This window comes from Rhizorhabdus phycosphaerae (assembly GCF_011044255.1).
In the GTDB taxonomy this organism is placed as follows: Bacteria; Pseudomonadota; Alphaproteobacteria; order Sphingomonadales; family Sphingomonadaceae; genus Rhizorhabdus; species Rhizorhabdus phycosphaerae.
The window spans coordinates 1,662,571-1,684,045 of record NZ_CP049107.1; the positions used below are offsets into that span (position 1 = coordinate 1,662,571).

The 21,475-nt window shown below is 64.7% G+C and carries 18 protein-coding genes; 10 read left to right on the top strand and 8 right to left on the bottom strand.

Annotation, left to right across the window (positions count from 1 at the left end):
* Positions 1–8 precede the first annotated feature (8 nt).
* Entirely contained in the window at positions 9–143 is a 135-nt protein-coding gene (rpmH, locus tag G6P88_RS07555) for a 50S ribosomal protein L34 (RefSeq protein ID WP_012049799.1), read from the bottom strand.
* Between the two features lie 246 nt (positions 144–389).
* Between rpmH and G6P88_RS07560 the strand changes: the two genes are divergently transcribed.
* On the top strand, positions 390–887 hold the full coding sequence (locus G6P88_RS07560) for a DUF3251 domain-containing protein (protein ID WP_165322600.1): 498 nt from the start codon (positions 390–392) through the stop codon (positions 885–887).
* A gap of 31 nt (positions 888–918) precedes the next feature.
* Here G6P88_RS07560 and G6P88_RS07565 read toward each other — a convergent pair whose 3' ends face one another.
* Positions 919–1,989: a 50S ribosomal protein L11 methyltransferase gene (locus G6P88_RS07565; protein WP_165322601.1), complete on the bottom strand. Its 1,071-nt coding sequence runs from the start codon at positions 1,987–1,989 to the stop codon at positions 919–921.
* A 176-nt stretch (positions 1,990–2,165) separates the two neighbouring features.
* Here G6P88_RS07565 and G6P88_RS07570 point away from each other — a divergent pair, with 176 nt between their 5' ends.
* Both G6P88_RS07570 and G6P88_RS07575 read left to right on the top strand, forming a co-directional pair.
* On the top strand, positions 2,166–3,674 hold the full coding sequence (locus G6P88_RS07570) for a YifB family Mg chelatase-like AAA ATPase (protein WP_165322602.1): 1,509 nt from the start codon (positions 2,166–2,168) through the stop codon (positions 3,672–3,674).
* Positions 3,675–4,072: 398 nt separating this feature from the next.
* A complete protein-coding gene (locus tag G6P88_RS07575) occupies positions 4,073–5,359 on the top strand; it encodes an AAA family ATPase (RefSeq protein ID WP_165322603.1) in 1,287 nt (428 codons plus the stop codon).
* Positions 5,360–5,788: 429 nt separating this feature from the next.
* Here the strand turns inward: G6P88_RS07575 and otsA are convergent, their stop codons facing one another.
* From otsA to G6P88_RS07595, 4 genes are all read right to left on the bottom strand, one after another.
* A complete protein-coding gene (gene otsA, locus G6P88_RS07580; protein WP_206335893.1) occupies positions 5,789–7,189 on the bottom strand; it encodes an alpha,alpha-trehalose-phosphate synthase (UDP-forming) in 1,401 nt (466 codons plus the stop codon).
* Complete coding sequence (locus G6P88_RS07585; RefSeq protein WP_165322605.1) at positions 7,186–8,982, bottom strand: glycoside hydrolase family 15 protein; 1,797 nt, start codon at positions 8,980–8,982, stop codon at positions 7,186–7,188. The genes otsA and G6P88_RS07585 overlap by 4 nt, the downstream gene beginning before the upstream one ends.
* Entirely contained in the window at positions 8,979–9,734 is a 756-nt protein-coding gene (gene otsB / locus G6P88_RS07590) for a trehalose-phosphatase (protein ID WP_165322606.1), read from the bottom strand. Before otsB ends, G6P88_RS07585 begins: the two co-directional genes overlap by 4 nt.
* A 377-nt stretch (positions 9,735–10,111) precedes the next feature.
* Complete coding sequence (locus tag G6P88_RS07595) at positions 10,112–10,438, bottom strand: UrcA family protein (protein ID WP_165322607.1); 327 nt, start codon at positions 10,436–10,438, stop codon at positions 10,112–10,114.
* 307 nt (positions 10,439–10,745) lie between these two features.
* Between G6P88_RS07595 and G6P88_RS07600 the strand changes: the two genes are divergently transcribed.
* Both G6P88_RS07600 and G6P88_RS07605 read left to right on the top strand, forming a co-directional pair.
* The gene (locus G6P88_RS07600; protein ID WP_165325010.1) at positions 10,746–11,861 is read left to right on the top strand and encodes a DUF47 family protein; all 1,116 of its coding nucleotides are present in this window, start codon (positions 10,746–10,748) and stop codon (positions 11,859–11,861) included.
* Positions 11,862–11,863: 2 nt separating this feature from the next.
* Entirely contained in the window at positions 11,864–12,868 is a 1,005-nt protein-coding gene (locus G6P88_RS07605) for an inorganic phosphate transporter (RefSeq protein WP_165322608.1), read from the top strand.
* Here G6P88_RS07605 and G6P88_RS07610 read toward each other — a convergent pair whose 3' ends face one another.
* Positions 12,869–13,498 (bottom strand): TetR/AcrR family transcriptional regulator, encoded by a 630-nt coding sequence (locus G6P88_RS07610; RefSeq protein ID WP_165325012.1) that lies wholly within the window; start codon positions 13,496–13,498, stop codon positions 12,869–12,871.
* A gap of 79 nt (positions 13,499–13,577) precedes the next feature.
* On the opposite strand from G6P88_RS07610, the gene G6P88_RS07615 reads away from it, so the two are divergent.
* The 4 genes from G6P88_RS07615 to G6P88_RS07630 all read left to right on the top strand — a co-directional run bounded on the left by G6P88_RS07615 (position 13,578) and on the right by G6P88_RS07630 (position 17,568).
* Positions 13,578–14,705, top strand: a complete 1,128-nt coding sequence (locus tag G6P88_RS07615) for an acyl-CoA dehydrogenase family protein (RefSeq protein ID WP_165322609.1) — start codon at positions 13,578–13,580, stop codon at positions 14,703–14,705.
* 37 nt (positions 14,706–14,742) lie between these two features.
* Positions 14,743–15,927, top strand: a complete 1,185-nt coding sequence (locus G6P88_RS07620) for an acetyl-CoA C-acyltransferase (protein ID WP_165322610.1) — start codon at positions 14,743–14,745, stop codon at positions 15,925–15,927.
* Positions 15,928–16,021: 94 nt separating this feature from the next.
* Positions 16,022–16,783, top strand: coding sequence for an SDR family NAD(P)-dependent oxidoreductase (locus G6P88_RS07625; protein ID WP_165322611.1), 762 nt, complete (start codon positions 16,022–16,024; stop codon positions 16,781–16,783).
* Complete coding sequence (locus G6P88_RS07630) at positions 16,780–17,568, top strand: enoyl-CoA hydratase/isomerase family protein (RefSeq protein WP_165322612.1); 789 nt, start codon at positions 16,780–16,782, stop codon at positions 17,566–17,568. The genes G6P88_RS07625 and G6P88_RS07630 overlap by 4 nt, the downstream gene beginning before the upstream one ends.
* A 60-nt stretch (positions 17,569–17,628) precedes the next feature.
* Here the strand turns inward: G6P88_RS07630 and G6P88_RS07635 are convergent, their stop codons facing one another.
* Positions 17,629–19,104 carry a PAS domain-containing sensor histidine kinase gene (locus tag G6P88_RS07635; protein WP_165322613.1) on the bottom strand — a complete coding sequence of 492 codons (1,476 nt, stop codon included), beginning with the start codon at positions 19,102–19,104 and terminating at the stop codon, positions 17,629–17,631.
* Between the two features lie 252 nt (positions 19,105–19,356).
* Between G6P88_RS07635 and G6P88_RS07640 the strand changes: the two genes are divergently transcribed.
* Positions 19,357–21,387: a sensor histidine kinase gene (locus G6P88_RS07640; protein WP_165322614.1), complete on the top strand. Its 2,031-nt coding sequence runs from the start codon at positions 19,357–19,359 to the stop codon at positions 21,385–21,387.
* The last annotated feature ends 88 nt before the right edge of the window (positions 21,388–21,475 follow it).

Genomic DNA, 21,475 nt, shown 5'->3' on the forward strand with positions numbered 1-21,475 from the left:
ACAATCGCTCAGGCGGACAGCTTCTTGCGGCCGCGTGCGCGGCGAGCAGCCAGCACCTTGCGGCCGCCGGGGGTCGCGCTGCGCGAACGGAAGCCGTGGCGCCGCTTGCGGACCAGGTTGCTCGGCTGGAAAGTGCGCTTCATTGTCTCTGCCTCAAATCAAAAAACAAAAGGGCCGCCGGCACGCGGCAGCCGCTGATCGTCGGCGCGCTTAGGCAAAAGGCCGGCGCGAGTCAATCTCCGCGACAGAGGAAATGCCCCCGATGGAGCCCTTTCCGCCGCTGCGCCGGCGCGATGGGGAACGAGGTAGCAGGAATCGTTTCGCCCGATGGCTCTTTTTCGTTGCACGGGCGTTCGGCACGCGCAGTTCAGTCTTTTCAGGAGTTGCTCATGCGCCGTTCGCTGCTGTGCGCCATGCTCGCCCTTCCCCTTCTCACCGCGTGCGGATCGAAGACCGACACGCGCCTCAAGGCGCTCGAGGATCGCCTCGCCAAGGTCGAGGCCGCCGTCGAAACCGGCAAGGCCGTCAGCCTGAAGCCCGGTGCTGCCGGCTACGGCATTCTCCAGAGCGACATGGGCCGGATCGCCGTCGCCATCGCCAAAGTCGAGACTTATGCGGGCGGCACCCGCGTCACGCTCGATTTCGGCAACCCCACCGCTGCGCGCCTGTCGGGGATGAAGGCGAAGATCGAATGGGGTGCGATCGATGGCAAGGGCCTGCCGGTCGTCAACGCCAACCAGTCGACCAGCTTCACGGCACCCGAACCGCTGCCGGCGGGCAGCTGGAAGCAATATGTGATCGATCTGCCCGGCGTTCAGCCGACCCAGCTGGGCTTCATCCGCATCTCGGGCTTCGAGAGCGGCAATGTCGATCTGCTGAGCAGCTGATAGAAGCTCGGGGTGGCGCCCTCTTGCGGCGTCACCCCGCCAGCCACACCGTTAAAGTGGAATCGGTGCGCGCTGCGGCGATGGCGTGCCGCTCACCCGCTTGCAGCCGAATTGGCCAAACGAGCGGCCAGGACACTGCGGCCCAGCAAGAACTCGCGCCAGGCCTCGGCCGGACTTCGTACACCGCGTCCGCAGCTCCGGATCGATCGAGGTCGATCCGCATCCACTGGATGATCGTGTTGGCCTCGCCCGCCTCGGCGGTCACCGACTGCTCTGCAGCCTTTCCGCCCCAGCTGTCAGGTTCGTCGAACCGGAAGTCGAACAGGCAGGCGACATCCGACACCAGCCGCACGCCCGGATCGCCGACCTTGATCCGATGAGAAGGCGCCGCGATCCGGTTGAACGCCGACAGATCGAACCCCTCATGGCTGCTCATGCGGCGGCTCTCGAGCGTTGGATCATGGCCGAGTGCGGCCAGGATGCGCCCCTCGGCGGGAATCACGCTTCCGCCGGGCCGCAACAGCCGCGGCACCACGTCGCGGTGCACCGCCAGCGTATGTTCGCCCAGCAGCATATTGTCGACGATCTCCGACACGATCACGTCGACAGGCCGCTCGACATCCTCACCCAGGATGAGTTCTGCCGAGTTCTTCGGTACGATCGTCAGCCGGTCCTCGACGCCATTGGCCCGAGCGATCGCCATCGCCATACGCGCGACGGCTGGGTTCATCTCGCAGGCGACCACCCGCCCCGCGCCCGCACGAAGCGCTAGCAGACTCAGCAGGCCGGTGCCTGCGCCGATATCGAGCACTAGGCTGTCCGGTCCGACCACGCGCCGCAGCGCCGCCTCATAAGCCTGATTACGCTTGGAATCGCGGACCAGCCCCCAATGCCAGTTGGGCACGTCCTTGTGGAGCACCCGGCTCGCCATCACACGCGCCCGGCCGCTGCAGTCGGTATGATCGAGCACCGCCAGCGCCAGATCGAGCGCGTCGTCCGTCTTGCCCTTGTCGAGCAGGACCTGCGCGAACATCGCCCAGTCATCGGGCCCGCGACCTTGCAACATCGGCCATCTGGTCCAGACCGTCTTACCGTCGCCCATTCGCTTTCGCCCCGCCGTGGCCGCTTCGTCGGCCTTTTGCCGATGCATGCGCGGCAGGGCGGTGCAGCGTCAACCCGGCATGACGAGGCACCGCCGCCGCTCGGATCCGCACGCCCCTCGACAAAGCCCGGCGGCCACGACTAGAACACAGGGCGAACATCGGGGGAATCAAGCACATGGTGGCGCGGGTTGCGACGGTCGCCTTTCTCGGGCTCGAGGCCCGGGCGGTCGAGGTGCAGGTGCAGCTGGCGCCCGGCATTCCCGCCTTCATCGTCGTCGGCCTGCCCGACAAGGCCGTGGCCGAAAGCCGCGAACGGGTGCGCGCCGCTTTGTCGGCGATCGGACTGACGCTTCCGCCCAAGCGCATCACCGTCAATCTCTCGCCCGCCGACTTGCCCAAGGAAGGGTCGCATTACGACCTGCCGATCGCGCTCGGCCTGCTCGGGGCGATGGGGGTGATCGATGCGGAGACGCTGTCGGCCTATCTGGTCGTGGGCGAACTCGGCCTCGACGCGCGCGTCGCCCCGGCGCCGGGCGTACTGCTGGCGGCGCTCCACGCGGCCGAACGCGAACTTGGCCTCGTCTGCCCCGCCGCACAGGGCCCGGAGGCCGCCTGGGCCGCAACCGTCGAAGTGATCGCCGCGCCCGACCTCCTCTCGCTGATCGGCCATTTCAAGGGCGGCGCCCCGCTCACCCCACCCCAGCCGGGCAGCGCCGACCTGCCCCCGCGCCTCGCCGACCTGCGCCAGGTCAAGGGACAGGAAACCGCCAAGCGCGTATTGGAGATCGCGGCGGCGGGCGGGCATAACCTGCTGATGAGCGGCCCGCCCGGCGCGGGCAAGTCGCTGATGGCCGCCTGTCTTCCCGGCATATTGCCCGAACTGACCCCGGCCGAAGCCCTGGAAGTGTCGATGGTCGCCTCGGTCGCGGGCGAGTTGCAGGACGGCCGCCTGCTCCGCGCGCGGCCCTTCCGCACCCCGCACCATTCGGCGTCGATGGCGGCACTGGTCGGCGGGGGGCTGAAGGTGCGTCCCGGCGAGGTCAGCCTCGCCCATCTCGGCGTCCTTTTTCTCGACGAACTGCCCGAGTTCCAGCGCACGGTCCTAGATTCGCTGCGCCAGCCGCTGGAGACCGGCAAGGTCACCGTCGCCCGCGCCAACGCGCATGTCACCTTCCCAGCACGCGTCCAGTTGATAGCGGCGATGAACCCGTGCCGCTGCGGCCATCTCGACGACCCCGCCCTCGCCTGCTCGCGCGCGCCGCGCTGCGCCGCCGATTATCAGGCCAAGCTGTCGGGACCGCTGCTCGACCGGATCGACCTCCATGTCGACGTCGCCGCCGTCAGCGCCGCCGACCTGGTCCTGCCCCCGCCCGCCGAAGGCTCCGACGAAGTCGCCGCCCGCGTCGCCACCGCCCGCGCGATCCAGACCGATCGCTATGCCGGCCACGGCGTGCGGACCAACGCCGAGGCCGACGGCGACCTGCTCGACACCGTCGCGGCCCTTGACGAGGCGGGCCGCAAGCTGCTCGCGCAAGCCGCCGAGGCAATGCGGCTGTCGGCACGCGGCTATCATCGGGTATTACGTGTCAGCCGGACGATCGCCGATCTGGCGGGAGCGGAAGATATCGGCCGGGTGCATATCGCCGAGGCGCTCAGCTATCGTCGGCGGGCGCCGGTGAGTTAGGGGCGCCTGCCATCACGCCGCATATGCCTGCGTGCATTCCCTCCTCGCCCGCCAGAGCGCTCAGGAAACACTGCCGCCACCACACAACGTCCTGTTTCTCGATGCTTTCCCCGCGTGCCCACAGTCTATGTGGGTCTGGGCGCGCCCAGGCGGAGACATCATCTCCTTCCTTTAAACCGAGATCTCCTTCCTTTAAACCGAGAGCCGTCGGTTCCGTTGCGCATCGGCATCACTCAAAACTCCAACAGTCCATCAGAACAAATTAAGATCATAATTTGTCAAAGGGCAGGTCGAGTGCATGGGGAGGCGTTGGCAGGCGTCGGCAGTTATCGGGAGGCGTCGAGAGGCAAGTGGACTCGTTCCGCGTGTGGAGGTAGTTTAGTACGCACGGAGGCGTTATGAACATACTCACCAATCTTCTCAATCCGCCAAAACTTAACGATGTGTTCACGCCAGGCGGTCAGCCCTCTATCACATACAATAATCGCGCCCACCTTAACTTGGAACCCGCCCTGAAGAAGGCGATCGCGCTGGCTACAACTATAGTATCTCTAACGGGTGCAACCAAAGCAGGTAAGACAGTTCTCTGCAAGAGTGTTATGGAAGCCTTCGAGTATGTATGGATTGATGGCGGACAAATAAAAACAGAGTCAGATTTGTGGACAAAAATTTGCAGTGAATTACGGCTTCCTGCTGAACAATGCGATGCAGAAGGCCGAGAACGCGGCGTTGATGGTGGCATTAAAGCGGAAGGTAGCGCAGGATTTCTTGGAACTGGTGGGAAAATCGAAGTTTCTTTGGGCGGCTCGCGCCTTAAAAGCTTCGATAGTTCGCGAACCTACAAAATAGATGGAATGTCATCTGCTATAGAACACCTTCTCAAGAACAATATCACGTTGATTATCGATGACTTTCATTATTTGACTGATGATGTCCGCGCAGATGTCATAAAGTCATTGAAAGGTGCAGTATTCAAAGGGTTGAAAGTAGTTTTGCTCTCGACACCCTATCGCGCCTTCGAAGCAATTAAGGCAGAGCCTGAGGTGACTGGGCGCTTTAAACATGTGACAGTTCCAGACTGGAGCGAAGCTGATCTAATTGAGATCGGTCAAACTGGCTTCAAAGCGCTCAATGTTGACTGCCCTACCGCAATAATCGAGCTATTTGCCAAGGAATCTCAGGGTAGTCCGCTACTTATGCAGCAGTTTTGTTGGAACCTCTGCTATGACTGCGGGATAGAAGAAGCGAACGTGACCAAGCAGGTTGTTCCAGCTAATTTTGATACCGATTCGATCTTTCGTGAAGTGGCGAGTGATGCCGGTCTGCCTGTGTACGAAAAATTGAAGAAAGGCCCTCAAACTCGTACAGAGCGCATCCCGCGCCCGTTAGTAGGAGGTGGAACCGCAGACATTTACCAAGCAATCTTGTTGTCTATCGCGGCGACCGGTCCAAAAGAGAAGCTCACGTACGACCAAATCCGAAGTAGCCTTAATACTATATTAGCCGACAAAGTACCGCAAAAGCTCGAAGTCTCCAATGCACTTAATCACTTATCTTCTATCGACGCAGGCGGCAATCGGGGTTCAAGGGCATTGGACTGGAATAGCGACGATCTTGAACTAGTGTTGGTAGATCCTTTTTTCCGATTTTATCTCCGATGGGAGGTTCACCGAGCTGCAAAGTGACGGCTATGGCGTCGGGAGCATTTTTGTGCTCTTATTCTCGTACACGCTCAAAATCTGAGTTCCATGAAACTGAATCGTGACCGAGCTCAACCTACAGCCTTCCAGCCGCAGTGTTGCCGGATGCCGTGCTGGCATCGTGTCGCGGGCCGCCTTGATCAGCTGGACGGTCCCATGGTGCCCTACGGCCTGTTTGCTGCATCGGAACAGGCTCGTCGTCTCCGCTCCAAATACGTAAGTAGTCCAGCGGTTGAGAACCTCGCGGCCTCAGCGAATAACAGCGTAGGGATCTTTAGAAGTATCGGAGGCTCCCAAATAGGCGCATGGTATAAGGTTAGGTTCGAGGCGCTTATATAGACTTCGCGGACCGCATCTCCATTGGACTTAATACGTTTCCGCTGCTCGTCGCCGCTCAGGTTCTCACCTCCACCCTCACGCCGCATCCGCTTGCGAACACTCCTCCTCCCCCGCCAGCGCGCTGAGGAAACACCTCCGCCACCACATCACGTCCTGCTGTTCGACGCTGTCCATGCACGCGCGCCAGCGGGCCTTGCGTTCGGCGAGCGGCATGGCGAGCGCCTTCTGGATCGCGTCGGCAATGTCCTCGGGGCTGTGCGGGTTGATCAGCAGAGCGTCGCTCAGTTGTTCGGCGGCGCCGGCGAAGCGGGAGAGGATCAGGACGCCGGGGTCTTCCGGGTCCTGCGCCGCGATATATTCTTTGGCGACGAGGTTCATCCCGTCGCGCAGCGGCGTGACGAGGCCGATCCGCGCAGCGCGGTAGATGCCGGCCAGCCGGTCGCGCGGATAGCCGCGGTTCACATAGCGGATCGGCACCCACTCGGCATCGGCATAGGCACCGTTGATCCGCCCAGACAACGAGTCCAGCCCGGCACGGATTTCCTGATAGCTCTGCACGTCGCCACGCGAGGGCGGCGCGATCTGCAGCAGGAACAGCCTCCCGTGAAGCCCCTCCTCCTGCTGGAGCAGCCGCTCATAACCCAGGAAACGCTCCTGCAGCCCCTTGGAATAATCGAGCCGGTCGACGCCGACGATCATGTCTCGGCCATTGGCGCTTTCGCGCATCCGGTCATAGGCGTCCTTGGCTGCGGGTGACCGTGCGGCCTCCAGGAAATTGTCGGTATCGATCCCGATCGGACAGGCGCGCGCGAGCACCGAACGATCGCCCACGACCACGCGGCCATCCTCCTCCACCGTGCCGCCCATCTCGTGGACGACATAGTCGTGGAAGGCCTCGAGCGAGTCCTGCGTCTGGAAGCCGACGACGTCATAGGCGAACAGCGTCTCGACCAGTTCGCGATGGTCGGGCAGCGACATCAACAGCCGGTAAGGCGGCCAAGGGATGTGCAGGAAAAAGCCCATGCGGTTGCGCACGCCCCGGTCGCGCAGGAAGCGACCGAGCGGGAACATATGATAATCGTGGACCCAGATCAGGTCGTCTTCCTCGACCAGCGGCTGGAGGGTCTCGGCGAAGCGGCGGTTGACGCGTTCATAGCCCTCGGCAAAGCCGCTCTCGAACTCGGCCAGGTCGACCCGGTAGTGGAACAGCGGCCACAGCGTCCGGTTGGCATAGCCGTTATAATATTCGTCGACGTCCTGCTCCTCCAGGTCGACCGTCGCGGTCGTGACCCCGAAGGCGCGGCGCAGGTTGATATGGCCGGTGAACTGCTCGGCCACCTCGCCAGACCAGCCGAACCAGATGCCGCTCGATTCCCGCAGCGCCGCCGACAGCGCGACGGCAAGCCCGCCTTGGTTGCCGCCGCCCTCGCCGGTCGGCGGCTGGACGCGGTTCGACACGATGATCAGCCGGCTCATCGGACGGCGTTCCACGGCCGGCTGAGCAGCGCGGCGCAGTTGATGATCCCCACCAGCGAATAGGTCTGCGGATAATTGCCCCACAGCTCGCCCGTTACGGGATCGATATCCTCGGACAACAGCCCGGCACGGGTCCTTCGCGACAGCATTTCCTCGAAAAGCTCCCTTGCATCTTCGGTACGCCCAGTGAGCCACAACGCTTCGATCAACCAGAAGGTGCATACGTTGAATGCCGTATGCGGGAGGCCGAAGTCGTCCTCCGTGGCGTAACGCAGCATGTGCGATCCCCGGCGCAGCCCCTGTTCGACCGCGCGCAGCGTTCCCTGGAAGCGGGGGTCGTCAGGGGAAACGAAGCGCAGGTCGAGCAGCTGGATCAGGCTGGCGTCGAGATCGTCGCCGCCGAAGGTGGCGGAAATGCGCTGCGTGTCCTCGCGCCACGCCTGGCTCTCGATCCGCTCGCGGATCCTGAGCGCGCGGTCGCGCCAGAAGGCTTCGCGCTCGGGCATGTTCAGGGCACGCGCGGCATTGGCCAGCCGATCGCAGCCCGCCCAGCACATTGCCGCCGAATAGGTGTGGACATGGCTCTTGGTCCGCAGCTCCCACAGCCCGGCATCGGGCTTGTCATGGACCTGCCAGGCGAGTTCACCGACCCGTTCGAGCGCGCGGAAATCCTCCTCGCCGGCCATGCGAAAGAGTCGCTGGTCGAAGAAAGCCTGGGCGTTGGACAGGATGATCTGACCATAGGCGTCGTGCTGGATCTGCTCATAGGCCTGGTTGCCGACGCGCACCGGCCCCATTCCGCGATAGCCATCGAGATGCGGCGCGACCCGCTCGACCAGCCGCGCCTCGCCGCCAACGCCGTAGAGCGGCTGGATATGCCCGCCCTTGGCATTGTCGACGATGTTGCGCAGATATTCGAGATAGGTTTCCAGCACGTCGAGCGCGCCAAGCCGGTTGAGCGCCTGGACGGTGTAATAGGCGTCACGGATCCAGCAGTAGCGATAGTCCCAGTTTCGCTGGCTGTCGGCATGTTCGGGTACCGACGTCGTCAGCGCCGCGACGATCGCGCCGGTTTCCTCATGCTGGCACAGCTTCAGCGTGATCGCCGCGCGGATCACCGCGTCCTGCCATTCCACCGGGGTCGCCAGCGCGCGGACCCAGTGCCGCCATTCCTGGGTCGTATGTTCGAGCATCGTGTCGAGCGCGTCGCCGATCTCTCCGACGAAGCTTTCATCGGGGCCGAGGAAGAAGTGCAGCGGGCGCTCGACCCGGAACAGCCGCTCGCTCTCGATCCAGCCGATCGGCGCCGAGGTGGTGAGGCGCAGCGTCGTGTCGTCCAGCAGATAGCGGATATGGTTGGAGCCGCGCGTCGTCTCCGGCGCCGATGCCCCCCAGTCGCGTGACGGCCGCAGCCGCACCTTGATACGCGGACTGCCGGACACGGGCCGCACGATCCGCGCAAAGGCGACCGGGCGATACATCCGGCCGTGGCGATGGATGCGCGGGCAGAAGTCGACCACCTCTATCGCATTGCCCGCCGCGTCGGCATGGCGGGTAACGAGGATCGGAGTGTTGCGGACATAATTTTGCTGCGTGTCGACGCAGTCTTCCAGGTCGATCTCCCAGAAGCCGCGCGCGCCCTCGGCCGAGGGGCGATTGCTGTCGAGGAGCGAGGAGAACACCGGATCGCCGTCCACGCGCGGCACGCAGGCCCAGACGAGGCGGCCCGCCCGATCGACGAGAGCGGACACCTGGCAATTGCCGATGGGCCAGAGATCGAGCGTCGCGGTCATGCCACCGCCTCCCACAGCCAGCGGCGGACCGAGCCAACATCCGCAAGCCCGTGGCGGGCAGCGGTCTCGCGCCCCGGCCCGACCAGAACACCCATGCCGCCCTTCTCCTCCGCGATCCGCAGCGCGGACTCGTCGGTGAGGTCGTCGCCGATCATCACCGGCAGGCTGAGTGCAAAGGGCGGTTCCGCCAGCAATGCGGCGACGGCCTCGCCCTTGTCCCAGCCGGGGCCTCGCAGCTCGACCATCATCTTGCCGGGCTGGAGATCGAGGCCGGTGCGTTCGGCAATCGCGCGCGCCTGCCGGTGCACGGGCTCCTCCAGCATCGGCGCCTTGCGATAATGAAGGGCGACCCCGTGGCTCTTTTCCTCGATGTAGATTTCGGGATGCCCCGCCCCATAGTTCCGCACAGCGGCGATGGCGGCATCCAGTCCGGCAGGCCTTTCCGGCTCCACCAGCCGCCCATCGACGCGGACCTCCGCGCCATGGCTTCCCGCCAACGCAAGGGCGGAAGCGACGTTGCCGATCATCGCGTCGAGCTGGGCGATCGATCGTCCACTGACGATGGCGACGCGACCCTCGAATCTCGCATGAAGGGCGTGGAGAAGATCGATCAGTTCCCCATCGGCCCGAACCAGATCGGGATGGTCCACGAGCGGCACCAGCGTGCCGTCGAAATCGATGAACAGGCTGAAACGGGTGGGGTCGAGCGCCGGCGGGGGCGCCAGCACCGGTTGATGGGACCGGGACAGCATCTCTTCAAATCACCCTGACGTCTGTTGTCGTGACACGCGGACAAGGACGCATAGGACGATGTCCGCAGCGACCAACATCAAGGACGCGCGATCACGGCACGGGTTCCGTTGCGGAGGCGAACCGGTCCTGAGACGCTGCGAGGCGAGCCGAAAAGTTTGACGGAAAGCACCCCCGGGTAAGGGAACCCGAGGGTGCGTCCCATGCGGAGGAAATTGCCAGTCCGGCCGCATGTAGGCTTCAAAGTGGTGGGTGCGCCGAAGCGATCAAGCGACACGGGAGATGGTTCGTGCCGGAGCAGCGACGGACGCCCCGGGGGATGTCCGTCGCTGAAGCGCGCTGCGGTAAGGCGTCTGGGGGGCGGAGCGCGCCGGGGTGGTTACTTGGCGGCGACGGTCAGGCGGCCGGCGTCGGCATATTGGGTGCCGGCCTTGGCCAGTGCCAGCTCGACCTGCGGCATCGCCTTGGCCATCGCGACCGTCGAGCAGGCGCGGGTTTCGACCGTGTTGCTCAGCGAGCGTTCGCCGTTCGAGGCGCAGACGCGCTGGGCAGCGTGGCGAACGCGGGCCTTGAGCGTGGCGGCGCCATCGGCGCTCGACAGGTCGAGATCGCTGTACGCGACCTCGGCGGTGCGCTGCGCAAAAGCGGGAACAGCAAGGACGCTGACGGAAGCGAGGGCGGCAATGGCGGTGACGATGCGGTTCATGGTCGTTCTCCTGTTGTGCGCCGGGAGAACGTGGCGTTCATTCCCCCGGTGAAATCCTGGTTTGCGGCTCGGCGTTGTTCGGTGCCGTGCCGTTGATCCGGGAATAGGCGCCTGCCTGCCGCCGCGCATTTCGACTTCGACCGACCGTCGCGCCGCCTCCACCAAAGTCGCATGACGCCGACGAAACGACGGGGACGTTCGACGAACGACAGGCGTAAGGGAAGACGGCCCAAGCGGCCGATTCGCCGTGAGCGTTGCAACATAACTGTCACATTTGTAGGGAGCCCCGTCGCCGGGGAGTCGAATCATCCGCCAGATTGCCGTCCTGCCTTATCGTACGACCCCAGCGGGCCTCATCGAGGTCATGCTGATCACGTCGCGCGACACCGGCCGGTGGGTGCTTCCCAAGGGCAATCGCATCAAGGGACTGCGCAGCCACGAAGCCGCCAGCCAGGAAGCCTATGAGGAGGCGGGGCTGGTCGGCATCGCCTGCCCCTATGCAATCGGCAGTTACGATTATCGCAAGCAGCGGCGCAACGGCACTTCGCGTCCGGCGACGGTCGACATCTTCCCCTTCTCGGTCACCACGCAGCTCGACGACTGGCCGGAAAAGGAAGAGCGGCAGACCCGCTGGTTCATGCCGGCCGACGCCGCCGCCGCGGTCGACGAGCCCGATCTCAAAAGCATATTGGCGCAGTTCACCCCCCCGGTGTGGAATCCGGGGCTGGCGGAACGCGTCGTTTCGGCCACGCGCCGCCATTCAGCAGAAAGGTTCACCATCGTGCGCTGGTTTCAGGCCCTCTTGCCCAAGCAGGGCCGTTTCTTCGAGCAGTTCGAGGCGCATGCCGCGCTCAACGTCGCGGCGGCCGACGCGCTCGGCCGCCTGCTGCAGGGCGGGCCGGACATGCCCGTCCACAGCCAGGAGATCTTCGACCGCGAGAACGAAGCGGACGACATCATCCGCGACGTGCTGGTCGACGTCCGCAAGACGCTGATCACGCCGTTCGACCGCACCGCGATCACCAGCCTGATCGGTTCGATGGACGATGCGATCGACCAGATGAACCAGACCGCCAAGGCGATCACGCTGTACGAGGTCAAGGAGTTCGAACCGCATATGCGCGACATGGCGGGGATCATCGTCGAAGCCGCGCGGATCACCGCCGACGCGATGCCGCTGCTGCGTGACCTCGGTCGGAATTCGGGCCGCCTGCACAGCCTGACCGAACGCATCGTGCGGCTCGAAGGCCATGCCGACGAAATCCATGCGCTGGGGCTCAAGGTGCTGTTCAAGGCGAAGGGTGAAAAATCGCCGATGGCCTTCATCATCGGCCGCGAAATCTACAGCCATCTCGAGAAGATCACCGACGCCTTCGAGGACGTCGCCAACGAGATCCAGGGTCTCGTGCTCGACCACGCCTGACGATGGACCCCGTGATTTCCTTTCCGCTGCTGGTCGGCCTGATCGGCATCGCGCTGGCGTTCGACTTTCTGAACGGCCTGCACGACGCCGCCAACTCGATCGCGACGGTCGTCTCGACCCGCGTTCTGAAGCCGCATCATGCGGTAGCGATGGCGGCCTTCTTCAACTTCATCGCCTTCCTCTTCTTCGGGCTTCACGTCGCCGAGACGGTGGGCAAGGGGATCGTCAGCGCGGAGATCGTCGACGCCCGCGTCATCTTCGGCGCACTGATGGGGGCGATCAGCTGGAACGTCATCACCTGGCTGCTGGGCATCCCCTCCTCGTCCAGCCATGCGCTGATCGGCGGCCTGCTCGGTGCCGGCATGGCGAAGGCAGGCAGCGCGGCGATCGTCTGGTCGGGTGTGCTCAAGACCAGCTTCGCCATCGTGCTGTCCCCGACGATCGGGCTCATCCTTGCGCTGGTGCTGGTGTTCATCACCAGCTGGGTGTTCGTGCGCTCGACACCGACCGCGGCCGACCGCCGCTATCGCCGGCTCCAGCTGATCTCGGCCTCGCTCTACTCGCTCGGCCATGGCGGCAACGACGCTCAGAAGACGATGGGGATCATCGCCGTCCTGCTCTATTCGCAGGGCATGCTCGGCGGCGAGTTCCACGTGCCGTTCTGGGTCGTCATCACCTGCCAGTCTGCGATGGGCCTCGGCACGCTGATGGGCGGTTGGAAGATCGTCCACACTATGGGATCGAAGATCACGCGCCTGACCCCGGCGCAGGGCTTCTGCGCGGAGACGGGCGGCGCGATCACGCTGTTCGGGGCAACCTGGCTGGGTATCCCGGTGTCGACGACGCACACCATCACCGGTGCTATCGTCGGCGTAGGATCGTCACGACGGCTGTCGGCCGTGCGGTGGAACGTTGCGGGCAGCATCGTCGTCGCCTGGGTGATCACCCTCCCCGCCGCCGCCGCGATCGGTGCACTATTCTATCTGGGCGCCGGCCTCTTCGGCTGATCAACGCGGGGCGAGGCCAGCCGTCAGTATGTCGACCATCTGCGTGGCGATGTCTTCCGCGCTCATCGGGCCGCCGGGCACATGCCAGCGGGCCGGCCAGTTCAGCGCGCCGGCCAATGTGAACGCCAATATCTTCGGGTCGCTCGGCGCGATCGAGCCGTCAGCCATGCCATCCTCGATGAAGCAGCGCAGCGCGGCGTCGATCCCGCGCTTCTGATCGCGCATCACCTGCGCGCCCTCCGGCGACAGCGGCTCGACTCCCGTGCGGATCACGCAGCGGCCGAAATCGTCCATGTTGATGCGGGCATAGGCACGCAGGAAATGGCGGAGCCGGTCCAGCCCGCTGCCGGGCAGTCCCCTCGCCTCCTCGATCGCCGCGCGAAACTGCTCGATGCCGAGCCGGATGCACTCGAGCAGCACCCGCTCCTTGTTGCCCAGATAATGATAGATGGTCGGCTTCGACACGCCGAGACTGGCGGCGACGTCCTCGAGCAAGGTCGCATGAAAGCCGCGCTCGTTGAACATGCGCACCGCCGCAACGAGCAGGGCCAGGCGCTTGGCCGACCGCTCCTCTTCGCGTTGCTCTCGCGTCCTGAACGGGGACGCAGACGCGTCACGCTGATCGGGCATCTTCATCCTGCGTCCGAGTTGACACAAAACCTGTCAGCAATCAATATACCGGTGAGTATAGAATCTTCCGAGGGGTTTCATGATTCTCACCGAGACGCAGCTGGCCATTCAGGATGCCGTGCGTGGCTTTGCTCAGGACCGCATCAAGCCGAACAGCGCCGCCTATGAGGCGGCGGGCGGCTATCCCGAAGGTCTGTTCGAGGAAGTAGCGAGCCTAGGCCTGCTCGGCATGGTGGCGCCCGAGCAATTTGGCGGAGCCGGCGCAGACTATGTCTCCTATGCCCTGTCGCTGATCGAGCTGGCCGCGGCCGACGGCGCGCTTTCGACCGTCGTCTCGATCCAGAACAGCCTGCTCGTCGGCGGCCTGCTGGCGCAGGGCAGCGAGCAGCAGAAGCAGCGCTTCCTGCCCGATCTGATCGGCGGCCGCATGATCGGCGCCTTCGCGCTGACCGAAAGCGATGCTGGCTCGGATGCTGCCGCGCTCCGCACCCGGGCCGTTCGCGTCGAGGGCGGCTGGCGGCTGAACGGGGCAAAGCAGTTCATCACCTCGGGCAAGATCGCCGGTCTGACGATGGTTTTTGCTGTCACGGATCCCGCCGCCGGAAAGAAGGGCATGTCCGCCTTCCTCGTGCCGACCGACCGGCCGGGCTATGTCGTCGACAAGGTCGAGCACAAGCTGGGCCAGGCCGCGTCCGATACCTGCGCGATCCGCTTCGACGACCTGTTCGTCGAGGATGACCTGCTCTTCGGCACGGAGGGCCGGGGCTATAACATCGCCCTCGCCAATCTCGAGGCCGGCCGGATCGGCATCGCCGCGCAATGCGTCGGCATGGCGCAGGCCGCGCTGGATATCGCGGTCGGCTATGCCCGCGACCGCCGCAGCTTCGGAAAGCCGATCATCGAGCATCAGGCGGTCGGCTTCCGGCTTGCCGATCTCGCGACCCGGCTAGAAGCGTCGCGCCAGCTGGTCCTGCATGCGGCGGCCTGCAAGGATGCCGGCAAACCCTGCCTGCAGGAAGCTTCGATGGCGAAGCTCTTTGCGTCGGAAGCCGCAGAGGCGATCGTCTCCGGGGCGATCCAGACGCTGGGCGGCTATGGCTATCTCGAGGAATATGGCCTCGCCAAAATCTACCGCGACGTTCGCGTGTGCCAGATCTACGAAGGCACGTCCGACATCCAGCGCATGGTGATCGCGCGCGGCCTTTGATCCTATACCCCTTTCTTCTTCACCTGAGGACAGCAGCATGAGCACAGATCCCGTCGTCATCGCCTCCTACGCCCGCACGCCGATGGGCGGTTTCCAGGGCGCCCTCTCCGGCGCGTCCGCGACCGAACTCGGCGCCGCCGCCGTCAAGGCCGCGATCGAGCGCGCAGGCATCGAGGGCGAGCAGGTCGAACAGATCTTCATGGGCTGCGTCCTCCCGGCCGGCCTCGGTCAGGCCCCTGCCCGCCAGGCTGCGCTCGGCGCCGGCCTGCCGAAGAATGTCGAGGCGACCACCGTCAACAAGATGTGCGGCTCCGGCATGCAGGCCGCGATCATGGCGCATGACGCCCTGGCTGCCGGCAGCGCCGACGTGATCGTCGCAGGCGGGATGGAGAGCATGACCAACTCCCCCTATCTGCTCGCCAAGCATCGCGGCGGCGCGCGCATCGGCCATGATGTGATCAAGGACTCGATGTACCTCGACGGCCTCGAGGACGCCTACACCCCCGGCAAGCTGATGGGCGCCTTCGCCGAGGATTCGGCGCGCAACTATCAGTTCACCCGCGAGGCGCAGGACGAATATGCGATCCGCTCGCTCAGCCGTGCCAGCGAGGCGATCAAGAGCGGCGCCTTCGAGCGCGAGATCGTGCCCGTGACGCTCGAGACGCGCGGGGGCCCGGTCACGGTGTCGACCGACGAGCAGCCGGGCAAAGCACGGCCGGAGAAGATCCCGACGCTCAAGCCCGCCTTCGCCAAGGACGGCACCATCACGGCCGCCAACAGCTCGTCCATTTCGGACGGCGCAGCGGCGCTGGTGATGACCCGGCAGAGCGTTGCCGAAAAGCTCGGCCTGCCGGTGGTCGCGCGCGTCGCGTCGCACGCCGCTCATGCGCATGAGCCTGGCCTGTTCACGACCGCCCCCGTCCCCGCGATCGAGAAGGCGCTGAAGAAGGCCGGGTGGACCGTCGACGACGTCGATCTGTTCGAGGTCAACGAGGCGTTCGCCGTGGTCGCGATGATCGCTGCCAAGGATCTGCAGATTCCGGCCGAGAAGCTCAACGTCAACGGCGGCGCCTGTGCGCTGGGCCACCCCATCGGGGCCAGCGGCGCCCGCGTTATCGCGACGCTGCTCGGCGCGCTGCAGAACCGCGGCCTAAAGCGCGGCGTCGCCAGCCTCTGCATCGGCGGCGGCGAAGCGACCGCGATGGCGGTCGAGCTGGTGTGAGGCCGGAGCGCTGCGCGGCGGATCCGACGCGGCGCTGGATATTCGGCGGGCGGCCCTTTAGGGCTGGCCCGCCCACGACAAGGGGATGATGTAGATGAACCTAAAGGACGTTGCCGCGATCGTCACCGGAGGGGCCTCCGGCCTCGGTGGCGAAACCGCGAAAATGCTGGCCGCCAATGGCGCCAAAGTAACGATCTTCGACCTCAATGCCGAAGCTGGCGCGGCGGCTGCCGCTGAGATTGGCGGCCATTTCGTCTCGGTGAACGTGGCCGACGATGCCAGCGTCGCCGCTGGCATCGCCGAAGCGGAAGCCAAGCATGGCGTGGCCCGCGTGCTCGTCAATTGCGCGGGCATCGCCCCGCCTGCGCGTGTCGTCGCCAAGGACGGCAGCCCGCACGACCTCGACCTCTATCGCAAGGTCATCGAGATCAACCTGATCGGCACCTTCAACACCCTGTCGAAGTTCGCGGCCCGCGCGCTGACCGTCGAGCCGGTCGGCGAGGAGCGCGGCGTGATCATCAACACCGCGTCGGTCGCCGCCTTTGACGGCCAGGTCGGCCAGGCCGCCTATGCCTCGTCCAAGGCAGGCGTGGCGGGCCTCACCCTGTGCGCCGCCCGCGACCTTGCCCAGCACAAGATCCGGGTGATGACGATCGCTCCCGGCATCTTCATGACCCCGATGATGAAGGGTCTGCCCCAGGCTGCACAGGACTCGCTCGGCCAGCAGGTGCCGCATCCGAGCCGCCTTGGGGACCCGAGCGAATATGCGATGCTCGCCGAAAGCATCCTCAAGAACCCGATGCTGAACGGCGAGACGATCCGTCTCGACGGCGCGATCCGGATGGCGCCGCGATGAGCGCGCTGGTCCTGCTGGAGCGCGAAGGCTCCGTCGCCAAGGTCACCCTCAACCGCCCCGAAGCGGCCAATGCGCTCGACATGCCGGTTGCGCGCGCGCTGCTCGAGGTGGCGACCGAATGCGACAGCGACGACAGCATACGCTGCGTCACGATGACGGGTGCCGGCCGCATGTTCTGTGCGGGCGGCGACGTGTCGGCGATGGCGGCGGCGGGCGACAAGGTCGGTGCGATGGTGGGCGATCTCGCCAGCACGCTGCACCTCGCCATGTCCCGCTTCGCACGCATGAACAAACCGCTGGTCACGCTGGTCAACGGTCCCGCCGCCGGTGCGGGCTATGGCATGGCGCTGAGCGGCGACGTCGTCCTGTGCGGCCGCGCAGCGGTGTTCAACGCCGCTTATGGCATGCTCGGCGTGTCGCCCGACGGCGGCCTGACCTGGCTGCTCCCGCGCCTTGTCGGCCTGCGCAAGGCGCAGGAGATCATCCTGACCAACCGCAAGGTCACGGCGGACGAGGCCGAGGCGCTGGGCATGGTCACCCGCGTAGTCGACGACGAGGCGCTCGCAGCCGAGGGTGCGGCCGTCGCGGCGAAGCTCGCCAGCGGTGCCGTCGGCGCCATCGCTCGCTCGCGGGCGCTGCTGCTCAACGCCTATGACAATAGCTGGGAAACCCATCTGGAACTCGAGGCGCGCGGCATCGCCGGTGCGATCGCGGGGCCGGAAGGCCGCGAGGGCGTCGCCGCCTTCCTCGGCAAGCGGAAGCCGGATTTCGCCAACGCGAAGTAACCGGCCGCTGCGTGGATCACCAAGGGGCCATCACGACCATGTCGTGGTGGCCCTTCGCTTTCAGGCAGATGTCGGCAGCGGAAAACGCAGCTCGACTTCGGTCCACTCCTTCTCGCTGCTGCGCACCGTAATCGTGCCGCTGTGCAGCGTCATGAAATGGCGGACGGTGTAAAGGCCGATGCCCGTGCCCTTGATACCGCGCGCATTGCTCGCGCGAAAATAATGATCGAAGATTCGCGGAAGATCGTCGGCCGGGATGCCGATGCCTTCATTGCGCACCCGGATCGACACATGCCCCCCCCGAACCGCCGCCTGAACGTGGATGGTCGTGTCGGGATAAGAATATTTGGCAGCGTTCGTCAGGATATTGTCGATACATTGTTCGGCAAGGATGCGGTCGAGCTTCAAGGCAGGGAGCGGCTCGCGATCCAGAACCAAGGTCCTGTCCGCGCTCAGTCCCTGTTGGGTCGCCACCGCCTGATCCAGCAGCGGGCCGATATCCGTCAGTTCGGGCTGGAAGGAAATCTTGCCCTCTTCCACCAACGAGGCGGCGAGCGTCTTCTCGATCGCGGCAAGCATCCGGGTCGTAGCGGATCGGATCGACTGCACCCTCTCGCTCACGGCGGGGCTGAGGCTGGTGCCCAGGCGCAGGAGCCGCCGTGTCGCGGCATCGATGATCGACAGCGGCGTTCTGAACTCATGGGTGGCGAGCGACAGGAACTGCCGCTGATTCTCATTGATCGCGCGCTCCTTGCGCAGCGCCTTTTCCAGCCGCGCCTCCAGCCGCATGGTGGCCGTCATGTCGAACTGCGCGGCCAGCAACGCGGGCTTGCCGGTAAGCGGATCGAGAACCCGGCGAAGTTGCACGGCATGATGCCGCACGCCCCGCCCCTTCACACGCAGCCGCGCCTCGGCGAAACCCGATGAGAGCGCCTTCCGGCGCAGCGCGGTAGCGGCCTTGGTGTCGACGAACATCGCCAGGAAAAGATCGCCATCCTCGTCGTCATCCAGCCCGACTTCGTGGAGCCAGGCATGAGCGGCAGGATTGTTGACGATGCTGGCTCCATCGGGCTGGAACAGCGAGACCAGCATGGGGGTGTGCCGAATCACCTCCATCAGGCGCAGGTCGTTTATCTTGTCGGGCGCGATCGTCGCAGTCTGCGCCTCTACCAGCATCGCGACATGACCATTGTCCAGCCGGAAACCGCGCAGGCGGCAGGTCAGCGGGGTAGGCTGCCCAGAGGGATATAAGGTCCACGCATCCTCGAACACACCGTGAACCAGCAGGTCATGCCGGACCACGCCCAGCCGTTGCCGGACCCCAGGAGACTGCGGAGAAGCGTCGCGACGGCGAAACTCTTCAATCGATGCCGCTCCCCAGAAGGTCAAAGCCGACCGATTGCCCCACACCAGTTCGAAGCTGTCCAGGTCGAACAGCCAGATCGGGCTGGCAAGCTGATCGAGTGCGACCGTGTAGGCCGTCTCGAAAAGCGGCAGCTCCTGCTCAACTTTCCGGTGCTTAAGGGTTGTCCGCAATTCCTGCCGCCCATCATTTCCCGCTATGGCAACCTAAGCTGACTACCGAAATTTTGTCTAAGTTAAAAATCTGGAATTCGACTTATGGAGCATGGTGGGGACAGAGATGCGCCAGGGTCGGTTTCCCTCGCGACCTGGATATCCCGATCCTATCTGCGAACCGCCATCCTCCCGCTTTTGCTGATCGAACTAACCTTTTTGGCAATTTATTGGGTTAGCAGCAATTTCATCTACGACCGCAATGCTGCGGCGGTGGAGAAGATCTCTCGCGACTACCTATCCGACCTTGCCCAGCGGGAGGCGTCTTCGATATCGAGTTCGCTCGAAGGCATAGCTGCATCGACCACCCTTCTCGCACGCGAGACCCGACGCGCGCTCGCGTCGCCGGCCCCCGCCGTCGACCCTGCCGAACGAGCGCGCTATCGCCGCACGAAAGCCGGCGCGCTGGTCAGTACGGGCGGTGGTGATCGCAGCGCCAGCTTTTACAGTGGCCAGCGCGGGATAGGCCCCGAGCAGATGGACAAGGTCTGGCGCCTCACCCGGATTGATCCGCTTCTGCGCGACCTCAAGGAAACCAACCCCTTGGTCGCACAATCCTATTTCAATAGCTGGGACACCTATAACCGCATCTATCCCTATGTGAACGCTGCGGAAACCTATCCCGCCGACATGGACGTGCGGTCCTATAACTTCTACTATGAGGCCGACGCCAAGCGCAATCCATCGCGCCGGCAGACGTGGACCGATGCCTATCTCGACCCCGCCGGAGCGGGCTGGATGGTCTCCTCGATCGCGCCCGTCTATTCGACCGAGCGGCTGGAGGGCGTAGTCGGGATAGACGTCACGATCGGCGCGCTGATCGAGCATGTTCTGGCGATGAACATCCCGTGGAAGGGCTATGCGATCCTCGTCGGTCGCGACGGAACGATGCTGGCGATACCGGGCCCCGGCGAGCGTGATCTGGGCGTGAAGGAGATGCGGCAGCATGCCTATGACGGCGCCGTGAAATCGGACACGTTCAAACCCGAGGCCTATAATCTGCTGCGCCGCAAGGATCTGGCGCCGCTGGCCACGCTATTTCGCGACGACCGGGTGGTCGCGCGCGATGTCACCCTGAACGGACGGCGCATGATTGCGGCCCGGGGCGCGGTAATGGGCCCGGGGTGGAAATTGCTCGTGCTGGCACCGTCGGAAGAGATTTTGAGCGAGGCCCAATATCTTCGCGCGAGACTGCAGAGCATCGGTCAGTTGATGGCGTTGGCGCTGTTCCTCTTCTACTGCATCTTTATGGTCTATCTCTACGCGCGCACACGTGCGCTGAGCAAAAAGCTCTCCGACCCGCTGGATGCGATCGGAGAGACGATCTTCGAGATCGGCGCCGGCCGGCATGAACAGTCGACGCCGGAGAGCGGCGTCACCGAGATCGATACTCTGGCCCATAGTCTGGTCCACATGTCGCGGGGCCTTGCGCAGGCCTATCAGACCATCAGCGAGCAGGAACGCCAGGTCAGCACAGCGCTTCAGCGCGAGGTGGCGATCAATACCGCTCAGCGACGTTTCATCGACGTCATCTCGCACGAATTCCGCACGCCGCTGACGGTTATCGACAGCTGCGGCCAGATCCTCGCGCGGCGTGCCGATCAGCTGAAGCCGGATGACCTGCGACAAAGGTCGGTAAGCCTCCGCCGCGCGGTGCGCAGATGCAACGATGTGCTGGCCAGCGCACTGCAGCTGCTGCGTGTCGAGAAGACCGGACGCGGTGAGCCGCCCCGACTGACACGGGCCATGTGGTCGGAGCTCGTCGCGCCCGCTCAGGAAGCGCTGCGCGACCAATATCCGGGACGGACGCTCGAAATAGGTGATCTGCCGGACACGCCGATCGAGATCGACCCCGAGATGATGCGCGTCGCCGTTGCGGCGGTGGTCGACAATGCCGCGCGCTATGCGGGCGAGGACGGCAAGGTCCATATCTCGGTGCGCGACCAGGGCGACCGCAGCATCCTGTCGGTCCATGACAGCGGGCCCGGCATTGCGCCGGACGAGCTTGCCCAGGTGAAGCAGCGATTTTTCCGGGGGGCAAACAGCGCCGGCACGCCGGGCGCGGGCATCGGGCTTTACCTGGCCGATCAGATCCTCGACGCCCATGGCGGAGCCCTGGAGATTTTCTCCGAGCAGGACCGCGGTACGACGGTGGCGCTCAGTCTGCCGAAGCGCCACGCCTGGAAGGCCGACGAAGAGGAAGAGCTCGCCCCGCCGCCTGGACGCACTGAGGAACAATACTGAGCGCATAAAAGGCTGGCAGCGCATAGTAAGTCTACGGAGAGGTGCGGAATCGCTTTTCCCGACATCTTGGCGTAGCCATTCGTAAGCA